Source organism: Desulfofundulus sp. JL263-se (assembly GCF_056316025.1).
Genome location: NZ_CM149993.1, coordinates 2,308,798 through 2,332,500 on the forward strand (window position 1 = coordinate 2,308,798; position 23,703 = coordinate 2,332,500).

The following is a 23,703-nucleotide window of genomic DNA, read 5'->3' on the forward strand; positions in this document are numbered from 1 at the left end:
TTCCCCCAAAAATAGGGCCCGCACCACAAAAGGTGCGGGCTTTTTTTCGGTAACAATGATTTATAATTGAATTTCGGTGGGTTTTAAGGATTACCCCGGCCAGAATATCCAGGCTATGTGGGCACCTGTTTCCACACACTGCACCGAATAGCACTTCCGGCAGTTCTGCACGTAATTATCCGGCCGATTTTTCTCAACGAGTTTTGCGTAATGTTTTCCGACAGTTGCCACAAGACCGTCCCGGTCGAAAAAAGAAATGTTGGTCTCATCTTCTTTATACCGCTCTGGCCGGGCTTTTAAGGTCAAGGCAAAACTCTGCAGCATAATTACCGGCATGCCCAGCCGGCGGATATCGTCCCGGAGTTGTTCGCACAAAACGTTCAAAATCAAATCCCTCCAATGCCCGCCATCCGGGGCTTCCAGAATATCAGATAATTGTCATTAGTCTTTCTTCACTTACAATGTCGGCTAAATTTTTTTTGATAGCCTCTTTAACCTTTTCCTGGTGACGCTGGCGGTCTATTTCACCCTTACGGTGCAAAGACCAATCTTCCCGGGTGATAATATATCTGGCGGGCATTTTTACTTCCCTCCTATACCTCCTCCCAAAGCAACCAATATACAAAAACATTTTACCTATTTAATAAACTACCAACATATTTGAGTAACTCATTGGCACATATAGGGCAGTAACCATATTCATCAATCAATTTTGCACTAACCTCATTAAGACGCCTTAGTTGATCAGCATCCGGGGTTTTGGTGGTAGTGGTAACCTTTACCACATCCTTAAGGTCGGCAAATAATTTCTTCTCCACTGCTTCACGCAGGCGCTCGTGGGATTTATAATCAAATTTCTTACCTTTCCTGGCATAACTGGACAGTCGAATGAGAATTTCTTCCCTAAAGCTTTTCTTGGCGCTCTCTGATATGCCTATTTGCTCTTCAATAGAGCGCATTAATTTTTCATCAGGCTCAACTTCCTCATCAGTAATGGGATCGTGGATTTTTTCTCCGTTACAATAAGCTTCCACATTATCAAGGTAATTATCAAATAATACCTTGGCCGACTCTTCATAGGAATAAACGAAGGCCTTTTGAACTTCTTTCTTGGCAATTTCATCATATTCCTGGCGGGCAATGGAAATAAAGTTCAAAAGCCTTTCCCGTTCTTCCTTGGTGATTGACGGGTGCTGATCCAAGCCATCTTTTAAAGCACGCAATACATCCAGGGCATTTATACATTTGGTGGTTGTTTTTATTAAAGCAGAACTTAAACGGTTGATTACATAACGCGGGTCTACCCCCGACATACCCTCATCGGGGTGCTCCGCCTTTAATTCGGCAACATCCTTTTGCTTAAAACCTTCCACATCTTCACCATCATACAACTTCATCTTTTTCACTAAGTCCATGCCCTGCTTTTTGCTTTCCTTAAGACGGCTTAGAATGGAAAAAATACTAGCTACCCGCAGTGCATGCGGGGCGATATGAATATCTTTGAGGTCACTCTGCCTAATTAGCTTTTGATAGATTTTTATCTCTTCGGAAACCTTTAAGTTGTAAGGTATCTTCATAACAATAATTCGGGATTGCAGTGCCTCGTTTTTCTTATTACTGATAAACGCTTTGTACTCGTTTTCATTGGTATGAGCCACAATCATTTCATCGGCGTAAATTAAGGCAAACCTTCCTGCTTTAAAGTTGCCTTCCTGGGATAAGCTTAAAAGATTCCATAGAAATTTTTCGTCACATTTTAGCATTTCCTGGAATTCCATAATCCCCCGGTTGGCAATGTTTAGCTCGCCGTCAAACCTATACGCCCTGGGATCCGACTCCGATCCGTACTCGGCTATGGTACTGAAGTCAACGCTCCCGGTGAGGTCCGCGATGTCCTGGGATTTGGGGTCTGACGGAGTAAATGTTCCTATGCCCACCCTGTTTTCTTCGGATAAAAATATACGTTCTACTTCAACGTCTTCAATATTTCCGTTGTATTCGGTTTCCAACATTAAACGGCATGACGGGCAAAGTTCTCCCTCGATATAAATACCGTACTCCCTCTGAAATTCTTCCCGCAGGTCCTTTGGAATTAAATGGAGGGGCTCTTCATGCATGGGGCATCCTTTAATGGCATAAACCGCTCCCCTGTCAGTCCGGCTGTATCGCTCCAATCCCTTTTTCAACATATGTACCAATGTGGATTTACCACCGCTTACCGGACCCATCAACAGAAGAATTCTCTTCCGAACATCCAGCCTGCGGGCGGCAGGATGGAAATATTCTTCCACCAATTTTTCCAGGGTTTTATCCAGCCCGAAAAGTTCGGTCTCAAAGAATTTATAGTGTTTGGTTCCGTCTTCTTTTTCCTCGATTCCGGCATCCTTAATCATTTGATATATGCGAGAATGGGCTAACTGGCATACCCAGGGACGTTCCTTCACAATCTGCAGGTATTTTTTAAATGTTCCTCTCCAGGCTTGCTGTTTTTCTGCTAAGCGATATTCTTGCAGCCGTTTTACAAAATCCATTATCTCACTCCTTTCCTCTAGAATTATAAGTGGCAGATTATGATAATACTATTCAACGAGTAATATATTATATGCAGAATTGGTAAAAAAAAGATTCAATCCAGAGCTCTAAAAATGCAATACCCGCCAGAAGTCAACAGCTAGCGGGGTATTTTTGCCCAATTATTTTTATTCTGATTTTCACCCACAAATTTCCACTATAATTCCGGTTAAAAGGGCCATAATAAAAAACGGGTTCGTAATGGCCGAGCCAAAGCCGTTACAGGGTCGAAAGGCTCTGTAACGGCCGGCCGAAGGTTAATACTGGGTCGCATGGCTCGATATTAGCCGGAGGACAGATCAATGGATGTTCCGGGAGGCTGTATTGCAGTCCGAAGGACTGCAATGTGGTTATAAGCGATATCCATTGGTCGAACTAAGATTATCATGGGTGTCGATTTATCCATAGTTCCCTTTAGGATAGGTTTATGGATTGGGGGTCTGCAGTGGCCGAGAAGCCGCTGCAGGCTCCTAAGATATCCATGGTAGTCGAGCAAAGGTCATTGCGGATGTCGTAATGGTCTGCGGCAGCCGAAAGGTTGTCGTGGGCCATACAGATATTCGCAATGACTGTAGCTTAGGTCATACGGGCCCCTCATAAAAAACCCTCTTCCTTTCCGGAAGAGGGTTTTTCCATTTAAAATTTTATAACAATGAAGGAAAAATATACAGTTAAAAAGTAATACAAATTAACCAAGGAAATTTCGCCAGTTTTCTAGAAATAATAACAATAGTTTTAAAAAGGAGATGAAGTATGCGTGGATATCCGAGAAACAATCAGGCGAACTTTACGTGCGGTTAATCTCCCGGGCCAGGAAATACCTGTTTCGGAAGTAATCATTGATGTTAACCTCGATGATAACGGTAAGGCAGTAATTGATGTTAACTTTACCCCGCCGGACAAGGAATCCCGGCTGCGCACGGAAAAAGAAATATCCACCGCTGCCCTGACAGTGGAAGGGGTAAAAACAGTACAAGTTAATTTTATAAGCGATACACCGGAGAATTACCTTTCCGATACTCATGTAATTGCCATCGGCAGCGGTAAGGGCGGCGTGGGAAAGTCCACTGTAACCGTAGGACTGGCCTTTGCCCTGAGAAACATGGGTTATTCCGTGGGCATACTTGATGCCGATATTTACGGCTTTAGCATACCCCGCCTTACCGGAGTCCTGGGCAAAACCCCAAATCTTAAAAACGAAACAATAGTGGTTCCCGTGGAGAAAGACGGCGTAAAAATTATCTCCATGGGCAGTCTGGTGGTTGAAAACCAAGCCCTGGCCTGGCGGGGCCCCATGCTTCAGGGTATCCTAGATCAGTTTGTAAATAACGTAGAATGGGGCAAGCTGGATTACTTACTGGTTGACTTGCCCCCTGGAACGGGGGACGTTACCATCAGCTTGATAAATTTACTGCCCGGGGCCTCGTTCATTATAGTTACCACCCCCCAGGTTACATCCTATCAAGTGGCTACGCGCCTGGGCATGTTAGCAAAACAGGTGCATATGCAAACCCTGGGTATAATTGAAAATATGGCCTACTTTGAATGTGATAAGTGCGGGGAGAAGCATTACATTTTCGGACAAAGCGGCAATGACCTTTCAGCAATAGCCCGGGACCTGCGAACCCGGGTACTGGGGCACATCCCAATGAGAAAGTCCTTGCGGGAAGCAGCAGATAACGGTAGAATGTCGGAAGTAAGCAAGAGTGACAACGCGCGGGAATTTAGAGAAATTGCCGCCAAGATACCGGAGCTTGCCCAAAAGGCGAAAGAGAAAAGGATGAAGGAGCCGCGACAGCCGCTAAAATTCGCCTGTTCCCTGGAAGCCGGCGGGTGAGGTCCCGCTTAGAAGCCGTGAGCTTCCATAAGCATAAATAAGCCGCCTGCACATAAAAGTGCAGGCGGCTTATTTTAAAAGCCTCTTCAACATCGCGGAGTTGGCCATTTCTTCCAAACGGTCATCCAGGGGAATTAAGAAAGCCTCCCTTCCCCGGCGCCGGAGGGCCAGGGATATCATATGGTCGGTGATGGCGGGGTTCTTGGGCAAAAGGGGCCCGTGTAAATATGAGCAAAAAACATTTTTATACCTCGCTCCCTCAAAGCCGTCAACCCCGTTATTACCGTTTCCGTAAAGCACCTTTCCCAGGGGCTTTACCCGGCCTAAAAAAGTCCTCCCGCCATGGTTTTCAAAACCTGTCGCCTTTATTTTTTTACCGGCCAGCTCCACTTCCACAGCCACATTGCCGATAAGCCTCTTGTCCCCCGCCTCGGTATAAAAATCCAGCAAACCCAGTCCGGGGATTTTTCTCCCGTCCGGCATCAAGTAATACTTTCCCAGCAGCTGGTAACCGCCACATATAGCTAAAACTACAAGACCGTTTTCCACGGCTTTTTTCAGACTTGCAACCTGCCGGCTCAAATCGGAAGCTAAGAGTGCCTGCTCCCTATCTGATCCTCCACCTATAAACAAAAAATCGAATTCATTAAAATCAACCGTTTCTCCCAGATTAACTTTCACGACCTTAACCGGAATCCCCCGCCATTGGCACCGCCGGGTAAAAGCCAGTACGTTTCCCCGGTCCCCGTATAGATTTAACAAATCAGGATACAGATGACAAACTTTTAACACGGTCTTCAACTCTCTTCGCCTTTTTTGCCAGTACAGCCTCTACCGGCCATAAGGCTGTATAAGTGGCCAACAGGAAAGCTATTTGGCCGTTCCCGGATATAACCCTGGAAACAGCCTCTCCCATATCGCCCTCAACGAAAATTTTCTCCGGGGAAACTCCGGCATATTTTAACCTGACCGCCATTTCCTCAGCCCTCTTTCCCGTACAAATAAAGCTGATAAATTGGTCCTGAACATTTTCCAATACCTCGAAGTCTACGTCCCACAGCCATGATATATCTCTTCCGTCCGCATCATTATCATTAATGGCTATTAACACATCCTGTACCCTTTCCTGATTTAACAAGATGGTAAGAGCTTGATTAAACCCGGTAGGGTTTTTTACCAGGTTAAGCAATACTGGCTTTCCGTTGTACGTGAAGCGTTCCATGCGGCCGGTGGCGGGGATATAATTGCGCAATACACTTACAGCGGCAGCAAACTCGATTCCTAGCAATATGGAAGTGCTTAAGGCCGCCAGGGCATTATAAAAATTATAAATCCCCTCCGCAGGTACCATTAAATTAAAGGTATGCCCTTGGTGGGAAACAACCCCTGTAAACAAGTCTCCCTGTTTTTCTACCCGGGTAGCTTTTACGTCAGGCTCCGGGCGCCGGAATTTACAGCCGGGACAGGTATACTCCCCCAGCTGGCTGTAACTATATGAATTATAATGCAGGCAAGCCCCGCAAAAGGGACAAAATTTAGCTTCCCGGACATCTGCCCCCATATCAACATTCCCTTCTTGAGAGGCCAGGCCGTAAAATACAGCCTTCTGGCCGGTTTTTTGTTTCAGTTGGGCTACCAAGGGGTCATCGGCATTGAGAACCAGTTTTACTTCCCCCATTTTTTCCAGGGATACCTGCACCATTCTTATGGTGGTATCCAGCTCTCCGTAGCGGTCCAGCTGGTCCCTAAAAAAATTCGTCACCACCACTGTATGAGGGTGAACCCGGCGGGAAACAATGGGAAAGGCAGCTTCGTCAACTTCCAGCAGGGCATAATCACAATCGATTTTGCCCCACAAGTTGGAGGCCCGTATAAAGGCCGTGGTCACTCCGGTAATTAAATTGGCCCCTTCCCAATTGGCCAGTACCCTGTAACCGCTGGAACTTAGAATTTGCGCCAGCATATTGTTGGTGGTGGTCTTCCCGTTGGTTCCCGTAACCATAACGGTTCCCCTGCGAGGCTGGCGGGAGAACCATGGCAGGATATCCGGATATATTTTTAAGGCAACCATGCCCGGTAAGGATGATCCTTTCCCTTTTCCCAATGCTCTGCTGAGCCACATGGCAGTTTTGGCAGCCCATAGTGCCAATAACATTACCAGCTGTCGCAATAAGCTTTACCTCCCGACATTCCAGTAATACATTACACCATTCTGAAACTCCCCGCCCAATTCACCTCTATCATACAAGAAATCCAGGTGAGCCTGGATTTCCGAAATCCCCATAAAAACATTCCAACCTTTTAGAGAGGGGTAAATTTCTTTACTTATCTGGTAACAGTTCTTTCGCCCGGTGCTCAGTATATTTTTTATATTTTCAAATTGCTTTTGGTGGTGCTTGCGCCCTGCCTTAATGGCATTCCTGAAATCATTGAAAACACCCCCGTGTCCCGGCCAAACCAATTTTATATCCATCTGCTCGAGTGCCTGCAGGCCGGATAAATATTGTTGAAGGGTAGGTAACCGCCGGGAAGGATTTTCAGGATCCGGTTCCATAATGGGATTGGGGGTAATATGAGGGAGTAAAAAGTCTCCGGCAAAGAAAAACCCCTCCCGGGGAGCGAACAAGCACAAGTGCCCCGGAGCATGTCCGGGTAAATGTAATACCTGGACACTTTCTCCTTCATATTCAAAAGTTTCCCCGCCATGTAAAACCTCTACATCGTTACGATCGAGATTGGGCCGAGGCAGTCTGTCTTTTTGCCCCATCACCTTGGCTATCTCTTCCACGGGCAAACCTGACTGTATCACAAAAGGCATTCTCTCTTTAACGTGGTCGCTATTAGCCGTCATCCTGCGAAGTTCGTACGGGTGCGCATAAATTCTGGCTCCGGATATATGACTTATCCAACCGGCCAGGCCGCAGTGGTCGGGGTGGGAATGGGTTAAAAAAATTCTCTTAATATCGGCAATTTCAACCCCTATAGATTTAAGGCCTTCCCGGAGGGCTTTTTGGGATTCCGGGGTATCCGGCCCCGCATCAACCAGGGTAAGAGGTTCATTCTTAATTAAAAATACATTCACCGGTCCCACGGGATATGGGGTTGGAATCGATAATTGATATACTGAAAGCATTAACTTACCCCCACTATGCTCCTTAAATTTTAACGACATTTTCAGTATATCACACAGTCATATTTGCTAACAACTTATTAAGCGGGACCCGAAAAAGCCGGCCTCCGGCCGACCTTTTGAACCCCTCATCCACCGCTGTTATATCCTGTGGATATTAATTAGTTTGCCGTCCTCGACAATAACGGGTACTTATATGATTCCTTACTTTTCCTTTACCGGGCACTTGGCCTCCGGGTTACCGGGTGTATCTACCTTACACCCGGAACAACAAATGTAGAAGTATAGTACCTGGTCTTATATTCTTGTCCAGTAACATTTTCCTTATAATTTACCAAGAACATCCAGTGACCCTTGTTGTCAAAGGTAAAATTCAGCCTTCCTTCACTACCGGTTGTTTCACTATAAGGATAGCCCGACCCCTCGTAGAGGTGATAAGTGGCTTTCACTTCGATACCGGGAAGGGGTTTCCTGTTAAAAAGAACCTGTAAAGTAACGGTATCCCCGAGGCAGAACTCCTTAAACTCTGCAGCCACAATTTCCAGCCCGTGTCCGGTAACAATAATGTGATGACCAACAGGAACCAGCAGGCTGGCCCACTGGGAATAATAATTTTCTTGGTATACCCCGGCATCATTTTCTACCATCACATGATATAAACCTTCCTCTTCCGCCTTAAAGTATACTCCTGCGTATAACCCTCCACCGTATGTAATTTCCGCATCTAATTTTTTCCCGGAGGGGTCAGTAACAAATACCTTCCAGTTCTCCGCGTTACCTATACCATCCTTCTGCATTTTGTTGCCCCAGAGGGCCTTAATTTCTATTTTGTTCCCCGGGTGAAAATGAAGGTGAGTAGGTTCCAGCCACACAGCATAACCACGTTCTATTTCTGCAAAAGTGTTGTTTTCCAACTTTAGCCCCCCATGTTTTGATTTATTGTTTACCGTTTCTCAGGAGTTTCCAAAGCTTTGTCGGGCATACATCCCTTATTAATACTTCCCCATAAGAATTTTTACCCGTAAAGGGTGTTGGCCTCCAGTCACTAAGGCGGGGGCGTGGCTTATATCCTTCATCATAATCGGGTTTTCGGCCATTCTCCCTGGCCTCTATAAGCCACCTTCTTACCAGTTCATCCTCCCCCTTGTTAACTACCACCTCCCACAACCACCGGGCTCGGTGTGTACTAGGCGCACAGATAAACACCTGACATACCAGGGGCCTAAAAGGATAGATAGTACAAAGTTTACTCTCCCTGTCCAAAAAAAGACATTTATTATCCTCTCCGCGGCGGAGCATAATATCAACCACGGGGCCATCGATAACTATATAACCTACCTGTTTTAATACCTTTTGTACATCAAAAGATTCTTCATTTATATTAAGCGGGTTCCTTAAGTTCAGCAGGTCAATCCAGGTAAGAGGGGCCCTTTCAGCGCAGCACAAATCACAGCCAGCGCAAGTATTTCGCTTACTGCAGCGGGCCCGGCTAAGAGGCAACTTTTCTATGGCCCGATTTAAAGCATTCAGGTAGTCCTGGAGGGTGGCATCTTCCTCCTTTACGGCTATATCATAGCCGTTCGCCCCCCGGTATTTAACCACCGATACTTTAACCTTATCCCGCGGACTCATTCCTTGAAACACCTTTCAAGCTCTAGTTGCATAGGAAAAAAGACAGTCCCGGCATGGACTGTCTTTTTTATTCATTTATTTTATAACGCTTTAGTTTTTTGTACAACCCGGCCCTGGATATACCGAGCAATTTGGCAGCCTTCATTTTATTGCCATTGGCTGCATTAAGGGCTTCCAAAATCGCCTCCTTTTCAGCCTCTTCCACTAACTCCGGCAATCCTCCGGAACCAACCCGCTTATTTTTATGCAGGCTGATTTTTTGTAAGTAAAGAGGAAGATGTTTCTTTTTGATTTTATCCCCGTCCAGGACATTAAAAGCCCTTTCCACCACATTTTCCAGTTCCCGGATATTGCCGGGCCAATCATGGTTATAAAAAATATTTATAACCTCGGGGTCCACTTTTTTAACACTTTGGCCAAACTGTTTGTTAAAACGCTTAATAAAATAATCCACTAACAATTCAAGATCATCTAAACGTTTACGTAAGGGAGGAATATTTAACGAAACAACATTTATCCGGTAATACAAATCTTCTCTGAATTCACCTTTGGCTACCAAGTCTTCTAAATTCCTGTTGGTTGCAGCTACAACCCGCACATCAACTTTACGCGGGCGATTATCACCCAGCCGCTCGATTTCCTTCTCCTGTAATACCCTTAAAAGCTTGGCCTGCATATGAAAAGACATGTCTCCTATTTCATCTAGAAAGATAGTACCCCCGTTGGCTATTTCAAATTTACCGATTTGTCCCCCCTTACGGGCACCGGTAAATGCGCCTTCCTGGTAGCCGAACAATTCTGACTCCAACAGGTTTTCTGGTACCGCGGCACAATTAACTTTAACAAAAGGACCTTTGCGACGCGCACTTTCAGTATGCAGGGCATGAGCAAAAAGTTCCTTACCCGTCCCGCTTTCACCGGTGATGAGAACCGTTGAATTACTGTGGGCCACCCGGCGCACCGTTTCCTTTATGGCAACAATTTCCTTGCTTTGGCCAATAATGTGATCTAATGTATACTTTGTCCGGTGTACTTTTTCCAATTCATCCTTATAGTAATCCAGCTGATTTTTAAGATTCTGGATCTTTTTCGCCAGGGCCCAAAAATCATCCAGGTTACCAAAAACAATACTCCCAAGGGCACCCACAATCTCTCCGTCCTTAATTATAGGAACCCGGTTGGCAATTATTTCTTTTCCATTTAAAGTGGTGAGGTATCCATATTCAGGCTCACCGGTTTCCATGGCCCTGGGGAATATGGGATTGCCATACACTTCTTTAACATGTTTGCCAATTATATCCTCAGGCTTTTTATTAAGAAAGGAGGCAAAAGACTTGTTGCACATTGTAATCTTATAGTTCCGATCTACCGCGATAATTCCGTCACTGGAAAGGTCCAGTATTGTCTCCAGCAAGTTTTTTAACTCACGAATACGTTCATTATCATCACTAAGTTCGTCAATTATATTTTGCAACTCGGTGATATCTTGAAAAACCGCAACCGCACCGATTATTTCGCCGTCATCTGAATAAATGGGTGTCCTATTCGTTAAATAAGTACCATTTTTCAAAGAAAGCCTGCGACCCAACTGCGGCTTACCGTCAACCAATACTTCCAAAAGCCCCGTATTAGGGAAAAATTCCTTAACATGATGTCCCAGTATTTCTTCTGCAGGCATTTCCAGAAAATTTTCCACCTGCTTGTTTACATAAATAATTCTACCTGTAAGGTCGACGGCCACTATAGCGTTTGCCGTTGAGTCTACTATTGTTTTCAAAGTAAGGTTTTTATCAATTGCATGGTTAGTTTCAAAGGCCATTGCCTCACCCCGTTCCCATCTTTCCCTCCACGGTGTAAATAACGTTGACACTATCTTTAGATTTCGACATAAAATGATAAAAATCCTGCACCAATTCAAAATTTTCCCGCAAAGTAAAAGGTAAAAACTATTTGCTTTGACCATAAAACAACGTCATTGCTTATAGCCGGCCCTCCCTGCTGTGCCCAGGTATTCGCACCGACAGCACCACGCAGTCCACTTGCTGGGGAGGACCGGCCTAAACATTACCAGGCTGGATATTGCTAACTTATGCAATCGGTAACATAAATTTTATCCTCAACTGGTGACGCCGCAGGAGGTATGGAGGTCTGCCCCTAAAAAGAACAGCACATCTATTTACTGGGCCCTGGGGCCCTCAGTATGTTCTATACCCACATCGATTTGTTCCGCCGGAGAACTTTCGTCATCCCTCCCTTTGAAACTTTTATAAATTTGGCCGTCGTCCCCTACTTCGTAAGGAATATTGTCCACTTCTTCCACATATCCAATGTCCTCGGCTTTCATATCACCGGAACCGTAATATGAGCCGATACCGGTCTCCGGAGCATTCTCCTGCCAGTGGGCTACGGTCTGCCAGCTGTCCTCACCGTCAAACATAATTTCACCTGTTCCGTCATTGAAGCTCCGCTCAAAAGGAGGATTCAACAAATCTTCCTCCACAGGCCGCACTGACATTTTGGAGCACCTCTCCCAATTCTCCTTACATTCTTTGCATATTGTGGTATATGGTAGAGCTTCCAACCTTTTAGCAGAAATTTCCTTTCCACAGGTATCGCAAACACCATATTTTCCGTTTTTTATGCGCATAAGGGCATCGTCAATTATCTCGAGTTTTATGCGGTCGGCCTCGCGCAGAGCTAAATCCTTGCTTCTCTCAAAAATTTCACTTCCCACATCCGCGGGATGCTGGTCATAAGTAGAGAGCTCGCCTGTGGACTCCTCAAGGGCCACGTCAAGCCTGTCTTTTTCCATACTTGAAATACTTTTCCTTAAATCTTCCTTTTCCTTTAAGAGCCTCTGCTTAAAATACTGCAACTTTTCCTGGTTCAAATTTTTTCACCATCCCTTACAGAAAAAATTATTTGTTACCTGCCTAACTGCAGCATTACAATTTCAACCAAATTGGCTATAAATCCCCCGATTAAAGGTAAATTTAATGCCACCAGCTGCCTTAAAATAATGATTATGATGGCTCCCAGGATGGCAAAGCCCACGGCAATCCCCAGCCCTCGGGCTACTCCGCTGATGAAATTAATATACAGTAACTTCCAAGGGTTCTCCAGTAGGCGAACGTATTCCGCCAACTTCATTCGCTCCATGTTTTGGGCAACTTCCTTTAACCTTTCTTCCAAGGCTTTTAAAACCCGTTCTTGATGGCTTTCCATAATGCCCCTCCCTGAAAGTTAATTTTCCCTACTTCGATTAAAAAAATAAACGGGGTAAATATATCCCCGTTTACACAGCACATATTTCAAATCATAAATGTTACGCCCTGGCAATCTTTTCCCTTAACTTTAAGTCCACCCAAACGGGGCTGGCAGTAAAAATCGAGGAGTAGGCTCCGCTTATAACCCCTACCAACATGGCAAAAACAAAGTTCTGAATAGTGGAACCTCCTAGAATGAGGAGGGCCGCCAGTACAAATACCACGGTGAGCACCGTGTTTAAAGAGCGGGTAAGGGTTTGCCACAGGCTTTTATTGACCAAATCTTCCAGGCTTTCTCCCCTTTTGCCGGTACGAAGATTTTCCCTTATCCGGTCAAAAATAATAATAGTGTCATTAATGGAATAACCAATGATTGTAAGCATGGCTGCAACAAAGGCACTATTAACCTCCATTTGTAACAAAGAAAATACACCCAGTACCACAAATACGTCATGTAAGATGGCGATGATAGCAGCTATCCCCTGCTTAAATTCAAAGCGGATGGAAATATAAATTAAGATTAAACCTGCCGCAACCAGGAGCGCCCAGAGGGCGTCCCATACCAGTTCACGGCTGATTGTCGGGCCGACCCTATCATTGCGGAGCAAGTCCAGTTCACCTACATTCTCCTCCAATGCGGATATTAAAGCGGCACTCTCTTCCTCAGTCAGCTCCCTTGTGCGAATCAAAAAGTCGGTCTTACCGCTTTTTTGAATTCCCTTGGCGAACTCCAAACCCTGCCCGGATACTACACCGCGTACTTCCTCAATGGTGACCGGCTCTTTAAACCTGACTTCTACCAAGCTGCCCCCGGTGAAATCAATCCCTAAATTAAGTCCTTGAAGCATAAGGGATATCAATCCGGGCACGATAACGGCAAGGGAAATCACGTACCATATTTTACGCAGTTTGACAAAATGAAATGACATATTCTTTCTCCCCCTTATGCCCCTTATATTTTTATACTTTTAACCAGGTTACTTCCTGCGAGCAAGTGCAACATCCACCGGGTCATGGTAATAGCAGTAAACATGCTGGCTAAAATACCAATACTCAATGTAACGGCAAAGCCCCGGAAAAGCGGCGCACCTAAGTAATAAAGGACAACAGCCACTAAAAGGGTGGTTACGTTGGCATCAAAAACCGCCACAAATCCCCGCTTAAACCCGGCGTCAATAGCAGGCCGCAAAGTTTTACCGTTTCTTAACTCTTCCTTTATCCTTTCGAAAATAATAATATTGGCATCCACCGCTATCCCCAGGGATAGCACAAAGCCCGCTATTCCCGGCAATGTCATTACAGCATTAATACCTATAAATACTCCCAGAACCAGCAGGGCATATATGATAAGCGCCAAATCGGCTAGCAAGCCCGGTACACGGTAATAGAAGGCCATAAAAACCAATATAGCAATTAATCCCACAATCCCGGCCTTAAGGGAACTTTTCAAGGAGTCCTCGCCCAATTGGGGACCCACGGAACGTTTTTCCAGCACCTTTAGCTTAACCGGTAAAGCTCCGGAACGGAGTAATATGGCCATCCGGTGGGCTTCCTCCAGGCTGGAATACCCGGTAATGCGGGCTTTTCCGTCAAGAATAGGCTCCCGCACCTCGGGCGCCTGAAGCAGATTACCGTCCAGGTAGATGCCCAAGGGCTTGCCCACATTTTCGCTGGTAACCTCGGCAAATTTTTTGGCACCTGCCGGATTAAAGGTTAGATTAACATCAATTGCTCCGCTGGTGGGGTCCCTGGACTCCCGGGCATCTCTGAGATCCTTACCCGTTAACACCGTCTTTCCGTCGGCTGTTTTAAATTCCAAGAAAGCGGGTTTTATCATGTCCCTTACAGCCTTCTCCGGGTCTTCTATCCCGGCAAGTTCCACGATAAGCCGCCGCTCACCCTGGATCTGAATCACCGGCTCGGCAACACCCAGCTGGTTTACCCTCTCTTCTATAATACCTTTTGCCCTCCTCATTGAATCAGGCGTAACTTTAGACTCAGGGGTATCCTGAGCCTCAAGCACCACGTGCACGCCACCCCGCAAATCAAGGCCCAGGGTAATATTTTCCTGAACCCAGGGTAGTTGCTCGTATTTATTGAAAATTTTCAGCGGCGCCACGGCGGATACCCCTGCCACTGCTACTACGGCAATTATGACAATAAGTATAAAAAATCTACCCCATCGCATTTTCCTTTTCCCCCCAAGTGCATTTTCTACAGCAATTTGGCCCCGTTAATAACCAATTCAAACTTGCAGTTTAAAAAAGCAGCAGCTCTGCGACATAACATCATCCGGGTCAGAAAAATTTCGAAATACTCCATTACCGGACATATGTTTATATCAATGGTTAAGTCCATGGTAATAGTTTTCCGGCCGCTGTCTACGCTGAGCAACGCCTGCTCCACGGCATAATTGACCCGGTCATGTATATCAAAGGTGGCAAAATCCTGGTTCCGTACCCTGGTTCTGTGTACATCGGACTTGTCTGCCAGTATTAATGCCGCAGACACATTGCTCACCGGGTGGCCGTACTCTTCTTCATGGTTGGCAATGGCCGAGATTACAGTGGCCACTTCATCCGAGTCCATACCCATTTGAAGTAATATGGGAAAACACAGCGCGGCACCTGATATGCCGTGTTCATTCCTGGTAACCACATTGCCTATGTCGTGCAGGTAACCTGCTATGGCAGCCAGCTCGGCTTCCCGCTCGGGATAACCCAATTTAAGTAAAATACTCTTGGCAATACCGGATACCAGGTTAACATGCCTGTAGCTGTGTTCAGTAAATCCAAGAACCCCTAGATATTGATTGCCTTTACGAATAAAGCTGTCAATTACCGGATGGCTTTTGACATCTTCCAATGTGACCAAAGTTCGTCCTCCAATCAGGATATTAATAGTGGTCTAACCATTAGCTTCCAAGAAAAAAGAGTAGACTTCGGTCTACTCTTGGCACGGGTACAACTACTTCTTGCCATCCTCTCCCTCGCTGCTGGACCGAACTTGGGAAACGGCATTCTTCAAAATTTCGATTCTCACATTATCTGCCACCCGTAAAATTAAAGAATCTTCTTTGATTTTTACTATCGTTCCATATATCCCGCCAATGGTTATCACGTCGTCATTTACCTTGAGGTTTCTTATCATTTCCTGGTGCTGCTTCTGCCTTTTCTGCTGGGGCCTGATTAATAAAAACCAAAGAAGAGCAAATAGCCCGACGATATAAAGAATGCCTACCAAATTAGGATCCATCTACCTTTTACCTCCCTTCCCACAAATACTGTAGGTATTCGTTGTTATTTTCCAATTCCCTTTCGAGATAGCGGAATTTATTCGTTTTTTAAAAATGATTGCAAGAATTGCTGCTTATATTCCAAAAAATTGCCTTGTTTAATGGTCCGGCGAATATTTTCCATGAGCCTGGCCAAAAAATATAAATTATGTATTGTGGTCAGGCGTATACCTAATATCTCATTGGCCTTTATTAAGTGCCTGATATAAGCCCGGGTATAATTGCGACAGGCATAACAATCACAACGGGGATCCAAAGGACCGAAATCCCTGGCATATTGGGCGTTACGCACCACAAGCTTCCCTTCATGAGTAAACACCGTCCCATTCCTGGCAATCCTGGTTGGCAATACACAATCAAACATGTCCACGCCCCTGGCCACCGCCTCAAGCAGGCAGTCCGGTGACCCCACTCCCATTAAATAACGGGGGCGGTCAGGTGGCAGTAAAGGAACCGTATGTTCCAAAATTTCATACATTAACGGCTTCGGCTCCCCTACGCTGAGCCCTCCTATGCCGTAACCGGGAAAGTCCAGCTCTACTAATTCCTTTACACTTTTTTCCCGTAGGTCCTTAAATGTCCCTCCCTGTATTATGCCAAAAATCGCTTGGTCCTCCCGATTATGAAACTCCTTGCAGCGGGTCGCCCAGCGCGTGGTCCTTTCCACGGCGGCCCGGACTTCCTCCCAGCTGCAGGGATACGGAACACACTCATCAAAGGCCATGGCTATATCGGATCCCAGGGCCATTTGAATTTCCATTGCTTTTTCCGGACTGATAAAATGCCTGGATCCGTCTATATGACTGCGAAAGGTTACCCCTTCTTCCGTAACGGTACGGAGGGGACCTAGGCTAAAAACCTGAAACCCGCCGCTATCAGTAAGAATGGGCCCGGGCCAGTTCATAAACCGGTGCAGCCCCCCGGCCTCCTGCACCAGTCGGTGCCCCGGACGAAGATACAGGTGGTAGGTATTGCTAAGGATAATCCTCCCACCCACATCGTAAACTTCTTCGGGAGTCATTGTTTTCACAGTAGCCTGTGTGCCCACCGGCATGAAAACCGGTGTATCCACCCTGCCGTGGGGAGTTTCCAGGGACCCCAGGCGGGCAGAGCTCCGGGAATCTTCTTGTAATACTTTAAATTTTACTGACATATTTCCCCCTATATAATAAGCATAGCATCGCCAAAACTAAAAAAGCGGTACTTTTTTCCCACAGCCACCCTATACGCTTCCAATATCTTTTCCCTGCCCGCAAAAGCCGAAACCATCATCAAAAGTGTACTTTTAGGTAGGTGAAAATTGGTTACTAATCCATTAATAACTTTAAATTTATATCCCGGGTAAATAAATAAATCCGTCCACCCGGAACACGAGATTACACCTCCGTATTTACCGGCAACAAATTCCAGGCAACGGGTAGTGGTGGTCCCTACGGCTATGATCCTTCCCCCATTGCGCCGGGAAGTTTCTATGGTTCTTGCCGTTTCCTCCGTTATTTCGTAATACTCTGCATGCATATGGTGCTCCTCGATGTTTTCAACCCGCACCGGCCGAAATGTCCCTAACCCGACATGAAGTAAAACAAAAGCAATATTTACCCCTTTTTCTTTAATTTTTTCTAAAAGTTCACGGGTAAAATGTAACCCTGCCGTAGGAGCGGCCACCGACCCTGGCTTACTTGCGTATACTGTTTGGTAGCGGCTGGGGTCTTGGGGCTGCCTTTTAATATAGGGCGGCAGGGGCATAGCTCCCACCTGTTCCAATATTTCCTGAAAGGAGCCCGCAAACTCAAATTCCAGCACCCGCCCTCCGGCAGGAGCACTATCAATTACCATCGCGGAAAGCTTTTCACCGAAAGTAAGCCGCTCTCCCACCCGTACCTTTTTACCCGGCCGCACCAAAACCTCCCAGCGACGGGAGCCGGCGGGCTTAAGTAATAAAACCTCTACCCCGGCACCCGTTTTTTCCCTTTTGCCCATCAGGCGCGCAGGTATAACCTTACTGTCATTAAGCACCAGGGTATCACCCGGCCGCAGGTAATCCAAAATATCCCGGAAATGGCGATGTTCTATTTCCGGGTAATCCCTTTTTACCACCATAAGCCGGGACTGATCCCTTTTTGGAGCCGGTTCCTGGGCGATTAACTCCTCGGGCAAATAATAATCAAATTCTGATAACTTCAATGGATTACTCACCTTGCCTCAATTTACAGGCCGTAATTATTGGCTATGGAAACACCTGTATAATAGTATTGCAAAATTTCCCGGTAGCTATAACCCTGTTCGGCCATCCCCTTGGCCCCCCACTGGGACATGCCCAGGCCGTGGCCCCATCCGCTGCCGGTAAAGGTTACCGCCAACAGACGTCCCTGAGGGTCAATTTCCTTTTCTATCGTAAACATAGAACTTTTAAGACCCAGAGTCCTGCGCACCTTATCGGCATTGGACAATTCTACGGTTACCGGATTTTCCGCCACATCAATTCCGCTGACAAGTAACCTTTTAACCCGCCTCCCGGAAGAAGTTAATTCCATTATCTTAATGTCATCAATCCTTTGTAACTGATAACCCTTTTGATTTAATTGATCAACCAGCTCATTTTGAGATAAAACCACTTGCCAGTTATAATGCTTTTCACTTTCTTCGGACCTGTCATAAGGATCAGGCCTGGATCTTATATACGGTAAGACAGCACTCCAGATATCCTCGCTATTTTCAGTATATCCCCCACTGCTGGAATGGAAAAAGGCCGGAATTGACTGTCCCCTGAAAACCACAACTTCTCCCCGGGTGGCATCCACCGCCCTTGATGTAACCGGGTGTTCGGCGGAATATCCTTTGTACACCTGGTTGTTTTGAGTGGCCAGAATATCAAATCCCTGAGATGCATAATTCCCAAATTGGGACACAAGATAACTCCTTGATGCCACCGCCTGGGCCTTTAAGGCCTCCAGAGGAAACCAGGAAGGCATTTCCGCCGGGACAACCCCGTATAAATATTCTTCAATACCCAGTTGATTAATTACCAAAAGGCCGTCTTCGCCGTTACGGAATTCAAGTCCTCCCCGGTACGTCCGCCGGGGTTGTCCGCTTCCGAGCTGGACGTCAACCAAATTCAATACGCCGGCTGGCTTAAGGACAGAAATTACATCTTTTCCCTGGGCCCAGAGATCAGAAAGAGCACCTTTGGGATAAATGACATTACCTTCCGCCCCTAAAATTGCCAGCTCACTGGCGTTACCCTTTTGAAGCACAGAACCGCTTCCCGATAATATATTTACCCGGTATTTTATTTCCTCCAATCCCACCGGGCCAATGTAGCCACCTATTTTATTTTGTTCATTGAAAATTTCCATTCGGTTACCGGAAAAGGTAATCCTCCATTCTTCAGCCTCCCGGGGAAACCCTATAATCGTTCCCGTATTATAGTCCACCAAGCGGTACTTGCCCTGTACACAAAAAAAAGCATCGGTAACCTTTTGAGCAATGCAAACCCGCACCGTTTGGGGGATTACTTGCACTTCAGCCCGTGCGGGATGTAAAGGTATAAACAAAGTGGAGAACAGCATTAAAATCAGCCGCAGTTTAAACATGTTCTTCATGCTTCCTGTTTCCCGCATAAAACAAACCTCCCCGGAAAGCCTCCTCACAACGCATGTCCAGGGAAATTCGACATTGATTAACCATTTTCCTGCCTGCATACCGGCAGAAGACAAAATAGATATTCTCAAGTCATTTTTTGTATACATTTAACGTCGGAAAAAGAGATTCAAAAACAAGGAAAGAATTAAGCTTAAAAGTAGCATGGTGGCCAGGGGAAAATAAAATTTTACGTTACCCCTCTCAATGAAAATATCCCCCGGTAGTTTGCCCAGCGGGCCCAATTTCCCTCCTACCATTAAAAGCCCGCCCAAAATTACAAGCATTACTCCCAGCACCAGTAATAATTTGCCAATGGAATACAGGTAAGGCATTAAGCACCACCTTCTTTCTTGGACTTTCTGAGGTAGCGTTCCTTTTCGCTGTAAATACAGCCACAATACCGCTGCCTGTAAAGCCCCAGTTCCTTTGATCTGGCCGTAGCTTCTTTAAATCCGGGACGAAAGTCTTCGTAATAAAACGGTATGCCTTTTTCCCGTCCTGCCGCCTCGCCGATTTCTTTTACCAGCTCGTGTTTTTGAAAAGGGCTTACTAAAAGTGTGGTACTGAAAGCGTCAAATTTACCCCGCCTGGCAACTGCTGCCGCCTGGCTAAGCCGCATTGAATAGCAAAATTGGCACCTCACAGACTCCCTGTGTACCACTTTACGCAAAAAATCCTCCAAATGATAGCCCTCATCGAATATTACTTTTAAACCAATATCCTTTACATACTGTTCCAGTGTATCCCGCCTTTTTTTCCACTCGGTGTACGGGTGGATATTAGGATTATAAAAGTAGCCGTAAACTTCAAGACCCTTTTCGCGCAAAAAATCCACGGGATATATGGAACAGGGAGCACAACAAATGTGCAGCAACAAGCGCATAAAATTACCTCCGTGCTTACCCTGTTAGTATAACACCTAATCACCTTCATTTAACTCATTGAAGAGATTTTGTTCTTTTTTCATTTCAATTCCCAAATGCCGGTAGGCCGAGGGGGTTGCCACTCTTCCCCTGGGAGTCCTGGCTAACAGGCCCAGTTGTATAAGGTAGGGCTCATAAACATCTACCAAGGTTTCGGCCTCTTCACCTACCGACACGGCGAGGGTCTCTAAACCAACCGGCCCTCCGTTAAACCTTCCTGTTATAGTTTGTAATATATTTCGGTCCACGCTATCCAAACCCAGTGGATCCACCTCAAAAAATGTTAAAGCCTCCAGGGCAACTTCCTTTGTTATTATACCCTCTGCCTTTACCTGGGCATAATCCCGCACCCGCTTCAATAAGCGGTTGGCTACCCTGGGTGTGCCCCTGGAACGGCGGGCAATCTCTTCGGCACCTGCAGGTTCTATTTCCACATTTAAAATCTTTGCCGCCCGCACAATAATCTTTACCAGATCCTGCCAATGATAGTAATCCAGCCTGCTAATAACACCAAATCGATCACGCAAAGGTGATGTTAAAAGCCCGGCCCTGGTAGTTGCCCCGATTAAAGTAAACCTGGGCAAGTCCAGCCGGATAGAACGGGCTCCCGGCCCCTTACCTATGATTATGTCCAGGGAAAAATCCTCCATGGCCGGATAGAGTATTTCTTCCACCGTTCTACTTAAACGGTGCACCTCATCTATAAATAATACGTCTCCCTCCTCCAAATTTGTTAAAATGGCCGCCAAATCGCCTGGCCGCTCCACTGCAGGGCCGGAAGTAACCCTTATATTTACTCCCATTTCATTTGCTATTATATGGGCCAGGGTTGTTTTTCCCAATCCGGGAGGACCCAAAAGCAAAACATGATCCAACGCCTCACCGCGTCCCTTGGCAGCCCGAATAAATATATCAATGGTTTCCTTCACCTTTTGCTGGCCTATATATTCGTCCAGCCTGCGGGGGCGGAGACTCACCTCAATATCAAAGTCTTCTTCCCGCGCCGCAGCGGATACCAACCTACCGTCCTCCCCCATTTAAAAACACCCTTTCATTAATCCCATATTAAAACTCAAAGCCGAACCTATACGTTGTCCAATAACTTTAAACTATATCTTATAAGGTCTTCAAGTTTCAGATCCTCACCTTTTTGCTCTATAACTTTGACCACTGCAGTCCGGGCTTCAGTTTGCCGATAGCCAAGGCTCGTGAGAGCTGTTACCGCTTCACCCGCCGGGGCCGGTAAAACTTTGTCTTGTTGAAAGCTACCGGGCACCACCGGCCCCAACCTATCCTTTAATTCTAAAATAATCCGCCGGGCCGTTTTCTTTCCTATACCAGGGGCCCTGGCCAAAAGAGCGACATTTTCCTCGGCCACAGCCTGGTGAATGGTTTTCGGGCTGAAACTTGATAACAGGGCCATTGCTCCCTTGGGGCCCACACCGCTCACACTTAAAAGGAGCAGGAAAAAAGATAATTCCTCCTGAGAGGAAAAGCCGTACAATTGCAGTTCATCTTCTCTCACTACGAGATGTGTAAAAAGCTTGACTTTCTTTCCCAAAGCCGGTAAGCGGTTTTGGGTTGAATCAGGAGTTAAAATACGATAACCAACTCCTCCCACGTTCAACACCACCGCTCCAGGCTCAGTGGAAACCAGTTCACCGTTTAAAAAGGCAATCATAAAATCCACCTCAACCCGGTACGGTGGTGAGCGTGACAGATACTGACGGCCAATGCGTCTGCCACATCATCGGGTCGGGGTATCCAGGGTAAATTTAATATTGTTTTAACCATATATTGAACTTGCCTCTTATCTGCCCTGCCATTACCAACAACCGCCTGTTTAATTTGCAAAGGAGTATATTCATATACCTGCAACCCCCAGTGGGCGGCTGCCAGCAGTACGACCCCACGTGCTTGTCCCACCGCCATGGCCGTACGGCTATTCTTGTTAAAAAAAAGTGCCTCCACGGCAAAATGCTCCGGCCTGTAAGACCGGAGAATCTCATTAATTCCCGAGTAAAGTAATTGAAGCCTCTCTGGCAGAGGCAACTTGGACGAAGTTTTTATGCAGTTATAGTCAATGGGGCGAAATTTATTGCCAAGATAATCAATAACACCGTACCCTGTAATTGCCGTTCCGGGATCAATACCAATTATACGCATTAACATACACTCCCCATTTAATGGTAGCATATCCCCCCAGCTCAAGCAACTAATTGATTATCGTTCTTCTTCATAAAAAATAATTTTTATGACCCCAAATGTTCTCCGCCCAGTTCATCTAAGCTGTCCAGGGCGGTATTTAAATCTTGTTCACTGGGAAATTCCAACTGTTTACGTAATTGTAGCTTGGTGGAAGAAGCCTGCCGCTCAAAATCCATCGCCTGTTGAAGTTTGATACGTAATTCAGGCGGCAAATCTTCTACAGCTATATTTCTTTCCACCCTTATCAAACTTTCATTATACCCCAAGGGCCCTTCATATACGGCAAGCATACCTTGATAAATTCCCAGGTGCCTGTACTGGCGGTGTCGGTCACAAAGATTATTTACAGATTGACTTAATTTTACTATGCCACCGCTAAGCTTGCTTATGCTCCATCCTTTATCGGGAGAATATTTTCCCCGGACTTCCTTTTCAGACAATCCCTGCAGATCCTTTGGCGCAGGTCCCTGGAAATCAACAAATACGTCCCCGCACGCATATTTCTTTTCTATTCGGACAATGATACCCGGTTTAATTAAAACATCATCTTCCCCATCCAAGTTAATAAGTTGTTGTAAAACAGTGGAAACAGGTTTTTCCACCGGCGGGAACAGATACATAAAAGAAAAATAAGTAATACTGGCTACAGTCAGCATTAAAATCACAGCCGTACCAATTTTTAACATGCCCTTAATCATACCCAAACCTCCAAATTAACTCATCAATCCATTATTTCCTGTCCGGCCATTTTTTATACAAAATGAAAAAGGTTACCGGCATTTTCGGTAACCCCTAATTATCCACCTCCCAATTTGTATAAACTTCTCGCACATCGTCGTGGTCTTCCAGAATATCTATTAGTTTTTTCATTCTTTCTTCATTTTGGCCCTCAAGTTTTACAGTATTTTGAGCGATCATAGTGACCTGGGCTTCCATTATCGAAACATTCTGTTTCTCAAGGTTTTCCTTAACCGAATTCAAACTGTCCGGAGTGCAAGTTATTTCATAAACTTCTCCTTCATCCTTAAAATCATCAGCACCGGCATCCAAGGCCATAAGCATCAAATCATCTTCATTAATCCCCGAATCCTTTCCTACAATAATAATCCCTTGCTTCTCGAACATCCACGATACACAACCGGCTTCTCCCAGGTTTCCACCATACTTGGAAAAACAATGCCTTATTTCTGCGGCAGTGC

26 protein-coding genes and 1 pseudogene (1 of these 27 only partly in view) are annotated in these 23,703 nt (G+C 45.8%); 1 reads left to right on the forward strand and 26 read right to left on the reverse strand.

Annotated features, from left to right (window positions below):
* Positions 1–90: 90 nt before the first annotated feature.
* The 4 genes and pseudogenes from ACX4JR_RS11975 to ACX4JR_RS11990 form a co-directional block, all read right to left on the reverse strand.
* Complete coding sequence (locus tag ACX4JR_RS11975; protein ID WP_476058278.1) at positions 91–384, reverse strand: hypothetical protein; 294 nt, start codon at positions 382–384, stop codon at positions 91–93.
* Between the two features lie 55 nt (positions 385–439).
* Positions 440–580, reverse strand: a pseudogene (locus ACX4JR_RS11980) (sporulation protein YhbH); the annotation flags it as partial.
* Positions 581–632: 52 nt separating this feature from the next.
* A complete protein-coding gene (locus tag ACX4JR_RS11985; protein WP_476058279.1) occupies positions 633–2,531 on the reverse strand; it encodes a PrkA family serine protein kinase in 1,899 nt (632 codons plus the stop codon).
* 454 nt (positions 2,532–2,985) lie between these two features.
* Positions 2,986–3,123 carry a hypothetical protein gene (locus ACX4JR_RS11990; protein WP_476058280.1) on the reverse strand — a complete coding sequence of 46 codons (138 nt, stop codon included), beginning with the start codon at positions 3,121–3,123 and terminating at the stop codon, positions 2,986–2,988.
* Positions 3,124–3,328: 205 nt separating this feature from the next.
* Here ACX4JR_RS11990 and ACX4JR_RS11995 point away from each other — a divergent pair, with 205 nt between their 5' ends.
* The gene (locus tag ACX4JR_RS11995) at positions 3,329–4,408 is read left to right on the forward strand and encodes an Mrp/NBP35 family ATP-binding protein (RefSeq protein WP_476058281.1); all 1,080 of its coding nucleotides are present in this window, start codon (positions 3,329–3,331) and stop codon (positions 4,406–4,408) included.
* A gap of 69 nt (positions 4,409–4,477) precedes the next feature.
* On the opposite strand, the gene ACX4JR_RS12000 is transcribed toward ACX4JR_RS11995, so the two are convergent.
* From ACX4JR_RS12000 to ACX4JR_RS12105, 22 genes are all read right to left on the reverse strand, one after another.
* Positions 4,478–5,200, reverse strand: coding sequence for a type 1 glutamine amidotransferase (locus tag ACX4JR_RS12000; RefSeq protein WP_476060549.1), 723 nt, complete (start codon positions 5,198–5,200; stop codon positions 4,478–4,480).
* On the reverse strand, positions 5,172–6,578 hold the full coding sequence (locus ACX4JR_RS12005) for a MurT ligase domain-containing protein (RefSeq protein ID WP_476058282.1): 1,407 nt from the start codon (positions 6,576–6,578) through the stop codon (positions 5,172–5,174). Before ACX4JR_RS12005 ends, ACX4JR_RS12000 begins: the two co-directional genes overlap by 29 nt.
* A gap of 6 nt (positions 6,579–6,584) precedes the next feature.
* Complete coding sequence (locus ACX4JR_RS12010; protein ID WP_476058283.1) at positions 6,585–7,541, reverse strand: MBL fold metallo-hydrolase; 957 nt, start codon at positions 7,539–7,541, stop codon at positions 6,585–6,587.
* A 248-nt stretch (positions 7,542–7,789) separates the two neighbouring features.
* The gene (locus ACX4JR_RS12015; RefSeq protein ID WP_476058284.1) at positions 7,790–8,452 is read right to left on the reverse strand and encodes a DUF4198 domain-containing protein; all 663 of its coding nucleotides are present in this window, start codon (positions 8,450–8,452) and stop codon (positions 7,790–7,792) included.
* A 22-nt stretch (positions 8,453–8,474) separates the two neighbouring features.
* A complete protein-coding gene (locus ACX4JR_RS12020; protein WP_476058285.1) occupies positions 8,475–9,170 on the reverse strand; it encodes a YkgJ family cysteine cluster protein in 696 nt (231 codons plus the stop codon).
* A gap of 67 nt (positions 9,171–9,237) precedes the next feature.
* A complete protein-coding gene (locus ACX4JR_RS12025; RefSeq protein ID WP_476058286.1) occupies positions 9,238–10,989 on the reverse strand; it encodes a sigma 54-interacting transcriptional regulator in 1,752 nt (583 codons plus the stop codon).
* A 357-nt stretch (positions 10,990–11,346) separates the two neighbouring features.
* Positions 11,347–12,060 (reverse strand): TraR/DksA C4-type zinc finger protein, encoded by a 714-nt coding sequence (locus tag ACX4JR_RS12030; protein ID WP_476058287.1) that lies wholly within the window; start codon positions 12,058–12,060, stop codon positions 11,347–11,349.
* A 35-nt stretch (positions 12,061–12,095) separates the two neighbouring features.
* On the reverse strand, positions 12,096–12,395 hold the full coding sequence (locus ACX4JR_RS12035) for a DUF5665 domain-containing protein (RefSeq protein WP_476058288.1): 300 nt from the start codon (positions 12,393–12,395) through the stop codon (positions 12,096–12,098).
* A 100-nt stretch (positions 12,396–12,495) separates the two neighbouring features.
* Positions 12,496–13,365: a protein translocase subunit SecF gene (secF, locus tag ACX4JR_RS12040; RefSeq protein WP_476058289.1), complete on the reverse strand. Its 870-nt coding sequence runs from the start codon at positions 13,363–13,365 to the stop codon at positions 12,496–12,498.
* 23 nt (positions 13,366–13,388) lie between these two features.
* Positions 13,389–14,624: a protein translocase subunit SecD gene (secD, locus tag ACX4JR_RS12045; protein WP_476058290.1), complete on the reverse strand. Its 1,236-nt coding sequence runs from the start codon at positions 14,622–14,624 to the stop codon at positions 13,389–13,391.
* Between the two features lie 26 nt (positions 14,625–14,650).
* The gene (locus ACX4JR_RS12050; protein WP_476058291.1) at positions 14,651–15,310 is read right to left on the reverse strand and encodes an HD domain-containing protein; all 660 of its coding nucleotides are present in this window, start codon (positions 15,308–15,310) and stop codon (positions 14,651–14,653) included.
* A gap of 93 nt (positions 15,311–15,403) precedes the next feature.
* Positions 15,404–15,691, reverse strand: coding sequence for a preprotein translocase subunit YajC (gene yajC, locus ACX4JR_RS12055; RefSeq protein WP_476058292.1), 288 nt, complete (start codon positions 15,689–15,691; stop codon positions 15,404–15,406).
* Positions 15,692–15,768: 77 nt separating this feature from the next.
* Positions 15,769–16,884, reverse strand: a complete 1,116-nt coding sequence (tgt, locus tag ACX4JR_RS12060; RefSeq protein ID WP_476058293.1) for a tRNA guanosine(34) transglycosylase Tgt — start codon at positions 16,882–16,884, stop codon at positions 15,769–15,771.
* A gap of 8 nt (positions 16,885–16,892) precedes the next feature.
* Positions 16,893–17,915 (reverse strand): tRNA preQ1(34) S-adenosylmethionine ribosyltransferase-isomerase QueA, encoded by a 1,023-nt coding sequence (gene queA / locus ACX4JR_RS12065; RefSeq protein WP_476058294.1) that lies wholly within the window; start codon positions 17,913–17,915, stop codon positions 16,893–16,895.
* Positions 17,916–17,938: 23 nt separating this feature from the next.
* A complete protein-coding gene (locus ACX4JR_RS12070; RefSeq protein ID WP_476058295.1) occupies positions 17,939–19,351 on the reverse strand; it encodes a SpoIID/LytB domain-containing protein in 1,413 nt (470 codons plus the stop codon).
* Between the two features lie 129 nt (positions 19,352–19,480).
* Positions 19,481–19,705, reverse strand: a complete 225-nt coding sequence (locus tag ACX4JR_RS12075; protein WP_476058296.1) for a DUF2905 domain-containing protein — start codon at positions 19,703–19,705, stop codon at positions 19,481–19,483.
* The gene (locus tag ACX4JR_RS12080) at positions 19,705–20,256 is read right to left on the reverse strand and encodes an epoxyqueuosine reductase QueH (protein ID WP_476058297.1); all 552 of its coding nucleotides are present in this window, start codon (positions 20,254–20,256) and stop codon (positions 19,705–19,707) included. Before ACX4JR_RS12080 ends, ACX4JR_RS12075 begins: the two co-directional genes overlap by 1 nt.
* 36 nt (positions 20,257–20,292) lie before the next feature.
* Positions 20,293–21,333 (reverse strand): Holliday junction branch migration DNA helicase RuvB, encoded by a 1,041-nt coding sequence (gene ruvB / locus ACX4JR_RS12085; RefSeq protein ID WP_476058298.1) that lies wholly within the window; start codon positions 21,331–21,333, stop codon positions 20,293–20,295.
* A 47-nt stretch (positions 21,334–21,380) separates the two neighbouring features.
* Entirely contained in the window at positions 21,381–21,977 is a 597-nt protein-coding gene (ruvA, locus tag ACX4JR_RS12090) for a Holliday junction branch migration protein RuvA (RefSeq protein WP_476058299.1), read from the reverse strand.
* Positions 21,974–22,462, reverse strand: coding sequence for a crossover junction endodeoxyribonuclease RuvC (ruvC, locus tag ACX4JR_RS12095; protein WP_476058300.1), 489 nt, complete (start codon positions 22,460–22,462; stop codon positions 21,974–21,976). The genes ruvA and ruvC overlap by 4 nt, the downstream gene beginning before the upstream one ends.
* Positions 22,463–22,548: 86 nt before the next feature.
* Positions 22,549–23,202, reverse strand: a complete 654-nt coding sequence (locus ACX4JR_RS12100; RefSeq protein WP_476058301.1) for a hypothetical protein — start codon at positions 23,200–23,202, stop codon at positions 22,549–22,551.
* A 94-nt stretch (positions 23,203–23,296) separates the two neighbouring features.
* Positions 23,297–23,703, reverse strand: the 3' portion of a protein-coding gene (locus tag ACX4JR_RS12105) for a YebC/PmpR family DNA-binding transcriptional regulator (RefSeq protein WP_476058302.1). Its footprint extends 322 nt past the window's final position; 407 of the gene's 729 nt are visible here — the last part of the coding sequence; its start codon lies off the right edge, out of view; it ends in the stop codon at positions 23,297–23,299.